At 61.0% G+C, this 6070-nt stretch carries 6 protein-coding genes; 1 reads left to right on the forward strand and 5 read right to left on the reverse strand.

Annotated features, from left to right (window positions below; genetic code table 11):
- From ACXRVY_RS14710 to ccoG, 5 genes are all read right to left on the reverse strand, one after another.
- A partial coding sequence (locus ACXRVY_RS14710; protein WP_458237651.1) for a sulfite exporter TauE/SafE family protein occupies window positions 1-456 on the reverse strand: 456 nt, incomplete at its 3' end.
- Window positions 449-667, reverse strand: coding sequence for a cbb3-type cytochrome oxidase assembly protein CcoS (gene ccoS / locus ACXRVY_RS14715; protein ID WP_007971444.1), 219 nt, complete (start codon window positions 665-667; stop codon window positions 449-451). The genes ccoS and ACXRVY_RS14710, both read right to left, overlap by 8 nt.
- Before the next feature lie 22 nt (window positions 668-689).
- Window positions 690-3143, reverse strand: a complete 2454-nt coding sequence (locus ACXRVY_RS14720; protein WP_458237652.1) for a heavy metal translocating P-type ATPase — start codon at window positions 3141-3143, stop codon at window positions 690-692.
- Between the two features lie 154 nt (window positions 3144-3297).
- Window positions 3298-3837: a FixH family protein gene (locus ACXRVY_RS14725; RefSeq protein WP_458237653.1), complete on the reverse strand. Its 540-nt coding sequence runs from the start codon at window positions 3835-3837 to the stop codon at window positions 3298-3300.
- Between the two features lie 11 nt (window positions 3838-3848).
- The gene (ccoG, locus tag ACXRVY_RS14730) at window positions 3849-5264 is read right to left on the reverse strand and encodes a cytochrome c oxidase accessory protein CcoG (protein ID WP_458237654.1); all 1416 of its coding nucleotides are present in this window, start codon (window positions 5262-5264) and stop codon (window positions 3849-3851) included.
- A gap of 307 nt (window positions 5265-5571) precedes the next feature.
- Between ccoG and ACXRVY_RS14735 the strand changes: the two genes are divergently transcribed.
- On the forward strand, window positions 5572-5898 hold the full coding sequence (locus tag ACXRVY_RS14735; RefSeq protein WP_223462354.1) for a hypothetical protein: 327 nt from the start codon (window positions 5572-5574) through the stop codon (window positions 5896-5898).
- The last annotated feature ends 172 nt before the right edge of the window (window positions 5899-6070 follow it).

The following is a 6070-nucleotide window of genomic DNA, read 5'->3' on the forward strand; positions in this document are numbered from 1 at the left end:
GCTGTAAACCAGACCGCACGGCAGCCAGCCCCAGAGCGCACCCAGCAGCAGCGCACGCGGCACGCTCGACACCGGCAGCAAGCGGTTGGCGACTGGCTGGATGTGCCGCCACAGGCCTCGACCGAGACTTTCGATACGGGTCAGGCCGCTCCACCAGCCGGCCAGGTACAGGCCCATGGCAATCAGCAGCAACCCGGCGAGGATGCGCAGGAACATCGCCGCCGGGCTGCTGGCCACGGCCCATCCGGCCAGGCCGATCAGCAGACCGGCGCAGGCATAACTCAGAATCCGTCCCAGGTTGTAGGCCAGCAGCAAGCGAAAGCGGCGGCTGCGTTGTTCCTTGGGAATCGCCAGGGTCAGCGCGCCCATCAAGCCGCCGCACATGCCCAGGCAATGGCCGCCACCGAGCAAGCCGAGGATCACTGCAGACACCAGCAGGGGCGCCAACTCAAGCATGGGGCGGTGCCTTGTCTTGCGGTTTGGCCGGTTGACCGCTGGCTTCATCGACGGCGGCGGTGTGGTTCGGGTCCTGGTCGTCGAACAGGATACTGTGGGCCGGGCCGTCGAGGTCGTCGTACTGACCGCTGTCGACCGCCCAGAAGAAGATATAGACGGCGATGGCCACGATCAGCAGCGCAGCGGGAATCATCACGTATAGAGCTGGCATCTGGACTCCATGCCCGCGCGGCTCAGGCCGGCAGCGGGCGGGTTTCTGGCGTGGTGCCTGGGGTGGGCGCGCTCGGCATGCGAGTCAGGCGCAGCGCGTTCAACACCACGGTCAACGAACTGATCGACATGCCCACCGCTGCCCAGACCGGAGTGATCCAGCCGAGGGCGGCGAAGGGCAGCATGAGGCCATTGTACAGCCCTGCCCACAGCAGGTTCTCGATAATGACCCGGCGGGTGCGCCGCGCCAGGCTGAAGGCTTGCACCAGCGCGTCGAGGCGGTTGGACAACAGCACGGCGTCGGCACTGGTCTTTGCCAGGTCCGTGGCCGAGCCCATGGCGACGCTGATATCCGCCGCCGCCAGCACTGGCACGTCATTGACCCCGTCCCCCAGCATCAACACCTTGCGACCTTCCTTGTGCAGTTGTTGCAGGACCTGCAGTTTGTCGTCCGGACGCAAGCCGCCACGGGCTTCATCAATGCCCAGTTCCGCCGCCACGCTGGCGACCATCGGCGAGCTGTCGCCGGACAACAACAGCGTGCGCCAGCCACGCGCCTTGCACGCGGCCAGCAACGCGGGCGCATCGGCACGCAAGCGATCATCGAGGACGAGCCAGGCCAGCGGTCCCTGGCTGTCGCCGAGCAGCAGCCATTGGCCGGCTTCTTCGGGCATCGACGGCACCACGGCGCAGCTGAGTTCGCAGACGAAGCGAGGTTGGCCGATGCGCAGGCGTCGCCCGTCAACCAGGCCCTCCAGGCCAAGACCCGGGCTGCTGTGGACTTCTTCGGCAGCCATCGGCGCACGACCGAAAGCACGGGCGATCGGGTGTTCGGAGCGGTTTTCCAAGGCGGCGGCGAGGCTCAGGCATTGATCGCTGTCGAGCGCGCCGAGGGGGCGGATCGAACGCAGCGCCAGGCGCCCTTCGGTGAGGGTGCCGGTCTTGTCGAAAATCACCGTGTCGATCTGGTTCAGGCCTTCCAGCACATGACCACGGGTCAGCAACAGACCGAGTTTGTGCAGTGTGCCGGTGGCTGCAGTGAGGGCGGTCGGCGTCGCCAGCGACAAGGCGCACGGGCAGGTCGCCACCAGCATCGCAAGCACGATCCAGAATGCCCGCGATGAGTCGAGCTCCCACCACAACAGGCCAATCGCGGCGGCGGCAATCAGCGACAACAGCAGGAACCATTGCGCGGCGCGGTCGGCGATTTCCGCCAGTCGCGGTTTTTCGGCCTGGGCACGATCGAGCAGGCGAACGATGGCCGAGAGGCGAGTGTCCTGACCCAGGGCCTGAACCTCGACGGTCAGTGCGCCTTCGACGTTCAGGGTGCCGGCGGTGACCGCATCGCCGAGGGTGCGGGGTTGCGGCAGGTACTCGCCGGTCAGCAGCGACTCGTCGACACTCGACTGGCCGTCGAGGATCTTGCCGTCAGCCGGCAGAATGGCGCCCGGATGAACCAGCACTTGATCGCCGACACGCAGTTCACTGAGCAGAATGCGTTCGCTCTGGCCGTCGGGTGTCAGTCGCAGACACGAGGCAGGCAGCAGATTCACCAGCTGCGCAGTGGCGGCAGCCGTGCGCTCGCGGGCGCGCCGCTCCAGATAACGCCCGGCCAGCAGGAACAGGGCAAACATGCCGACGGCATCGAAATACAGTTCGCCGACCCCGGTGATCGAGGTCCAGATCCCGGCGATGTAGGCACTGCCGATGGCCAGCGACACCGAAACATCCATGGTCAGGTGGCGGGTGCGCAGATCGCGCATGGCGCCTTTGAAGAACGGCGTGCAGCTGTAGAACACGATCGGGGTGGTAAGGAACAGTGCGACCCAGCGCAGGATGGTGTGCATTTCAGGGCTGAGATCGATGTTGAATTCAGGCCAGGTGGCCATGGTTGCCATCATTGCCTGAAACCACAGCAGCCCGGCCACCMCGAGCTGGCGCAGGGCCAGGCGGTTTTCGCTGGCCAGTTGTTCGCAGGCGCGGTCGGCCTGATACGGGTGTGCGGCGTAACCGATCTGGCGCAGTTCGCTGAGCATTTGGCTCAGCGGTAATTGCCCGTCGGCCCAGCGCACGTGCAGGCGATGGTTGGACAGGTTCAGGCGTGCTTCGGCCACGGCCGGCAAGGTGCGCAGATGTTTTTCGATCAGCCAGCCGCAGGCCGCGCAGCTGATGCCTTCCATCAACAGCGTGATTTGCGCCATTTCGCCTTCGTGGCGAACAAAGGGCTGCTGCACATCGGCGCGGTCGTACAGCGCCAGTTCGTCCACCAGTTGCACGGGCAGCGCTTCGGGGTTGGCCGAGGCTTCGCTGCGGTGCCGGTAATAGCTTTCCAGGCCACCGGCGACAATGGCTTCGGCCACGGCCTGGCAACCCGGGCAGCAGAATTCGCGGGACTCCCCGAGCACGACGGCGATGAAGCGACTGCCGGACGGGACGGGCAGGGCGCAGTGGTAGCAGGGGAGTGGGGTGGTGGTCATGGAGTATTCACTGGTACTGCTGAATCTCTATCGTCTGATAGGGCCTCATCGCGAGCAAGCTCGCTCCCACAGGGATCGTTGGTGTACTCAGGATCTGAGCATGGTGCTGATCAACTGTGGGAGCGAGCTTGCTCGCGATGCGCGAAGCGCGGCTTTACTTCTTCAGGTCTTCCGCACCTTGCAACGGTTCGTCGCCGAGCAGCAGATCCTTGTCATGGCTGACCATTTCTTCTTCGAACATGCGCCAGATGTGCTCGTCCTGGGTGYCGAGCAACTCGATAAAACGCCGGCCTTCGATCTTGTCGCTCAACTGGCCGATGTAGCGGCCCTGTTCGGTTTCGCTGCGGGCCAGGGTGATCTTGCGATCCTTTTCCGGCTGGGTCGGCGAGATCAGGTTCAGCTCCAGGGTCTTGGGCTGGCTCTCGCCGCTCAAGCGCAGGTCAACCTCGCCGGTCACGCCATCGAGATGAACGCTGGCGCGCATTTTCAGGGTCTGGGCCAGCAGCTCACGGTCGAGGGAGCGGTTGATGCCTTTGCCAGCCTCGTAGTAGTTGTCGTTGACCAGATTGTCCGGGTTGTTCACCGCGATGGTCACCATGGACAAGGTCAAGGCCACCGAGCAGGCCAGGATCCCGATGATGATCCACGGCCAAAGGTGCTTGTACCAGGGGCTTGCGGCAGTTGCTGCGGGCATGTTCAGTTCTCTCAACGAATTTGTGGGCCGATGAACCGGCTCTTGGCTTCAATGTGGACGCTGTCGTCATCGGCATCCTTGAGGATGAATTTCACCTCGTTGGTGCTCGACGGCAGTTTTTCCGGCGCGACGGACAGCTCGGCAGGCTGGCTGACGATCTCGCCGGCCGCGACCTTGATCTCGCGCCGGCCCTGCAATTTGAGATCCGGCAGGCCAGAGGCTTCGAGCACGTAGGTATGGTCGCGCTGGTCCTTGTTCATGATTTTCAGGCTGTAGACGTTTTCGATCCGGCCTTCGGCGTTTTCGCGGTACAGCACGCGGTCCTTGCTGACATCGAAACCCACCAGCGCACGCATGAAGAATGCCGTCACCAGCAAGCTGATCATCGCCAGCAGCACCACGGCATAGCCGATCAGGCGCGGGCGCAGTTTATGGGTTTTCTGCCCGGACAGGTTGTGCTCGGTGGTGTAGCTGATCAGCCCGCGCGGGTATTCCATCTTGTCCATGATGGCGTCGCAGGCATCGATGCAGGCGGCGCAACCGATGCATTCGATTTGCAGGCCGTCACGGATGTCGATACCGGTCGGGCAGACCTGGACGCACATGGTGCAGTCGATGCAGTCACCCAGGCCCTGGGCCTTGTAGTCGATGCCTTTTTTACGCGGGCCACGGCTTTCGCCACGGCGCGGATCGTAGGAAACGATCAGGGTGTCCTTATCGAACATCACGCTCTGGAAGCGTGCGTACGGGCACATGTAGATGCACACCTGTTCGCGCAACCAGCCGGCGTTGCCGTAAGTGGCGAGGGTGAAGAAACCGACCCAGAAGTACGACCAGCCATCCGCCTGGCCGGTGAAGAAGTCGAACACCAGTTCGCGGATCGGCGAGAAGTAGCCGACGAAAGTCATGCCGGTGACGAAACCGATCAGCAGCCACATGGTGTGTTTGCTGAGTTTGCGCAGGAACTTGTTGGCGCTCATCGGCGCCTTGTCTAGCTTGATGCGTTGGTTGCGGTCACCTTCGGTGACTTTTTCGCACCACATGAAGATCCAGGTCCAGACGCTTTGCGGGCAGGTATAGCCGCACYAGACCCGGCCGGCGTACAYGGTGATGAAGAACAGGCCGAACGCGGCGATGATCAACATGCCGGACAGCAGAATGAAGTCCTGGGGCCAGAAGGTGGCGCCGAAAATGAAGAACTTGCGCTCCGGCAGGTTCCACCAGACGGCCTGATGACCGCCCCAGTTCAACCACACCGTGCCGAAATACAGCAGGAACAACAGGGCACCGCCAGTCATACGCAAGTTGCGGAACAGGCCGGTGAAGGCGCGGGTGTAGATTTTTTCCCTGGAGGCGTAGAGGTCGACGCTGTTGTTCGCGTTCCTGGCAGGTGGAGTGACGTCGTGTACCGGAATCTGGTTGCTCATCATTGCATCCCACGGCAGTGGAAAAGTGCCTCGGTCAGTACCTGCCGACCGCGGTCAAAAAGGGGTGTTGCAGTGGCTCAATGATACGCCTGTCGCTCTAGCCTGCGGGTGCGACCTTTGGTCGCGTTGGGGAAAAATCATGAATGGTGTAGCAGATGTAACAAAGCATGATGCAGGTCAATTGACTATAGACGATTTATCTTTTTTCTTCGTCGATCCTCGACAGGTGCGTTTGTGGACGGGGTAGCCAAAGTCTGCCGAGTAAAGAACAGGTATTTTTAATTTAGGTAATACTTTGAGATTAATAGTGGGTGGATCTTTAGTTTGGGAATGCCTATGTTTTCTGTGCGGTAATGATGAAGTTGACCCACAATGTCGCGCTTCGGATAATAAAAAATTACTTAGGGAGAAGTTGAAAATGTCTAATAGGGATGAAACCAAGGCTCAAGAAACTCAGCCTCATATTCCAGCAACCGCAGTCGGCCAGACGCCTGATACAGACTGCACGATTCCTGTACCGACCATGACTGTGGATACTGCTGTGCCTACGGTGCAAAAAGTTCGGACAAAGCGTTCTACAAACAAAAAAGGAACCGGTGGTCTGGACAGTCTGGGTGGCGGCAAGCTTCCTTGATTACAGTTCGTGTTCATGAATGCCGAGTGCAATCATGAACACCTGAATAAACGGCTTCGCCATGAGAACTGGTGGGGCCGTTTTTTTTGATTTATGTTGGTTGTGTTTGTTTGGTGGGTTTTCGTTTTTCTGGTTTGTAAGTGTTTTTCGTAGCAATAGTGCAAGTTTCCGA

It is taken from the genome of Pseudomonas sp. P5_A2_2, from assembly GCF_054177685.1.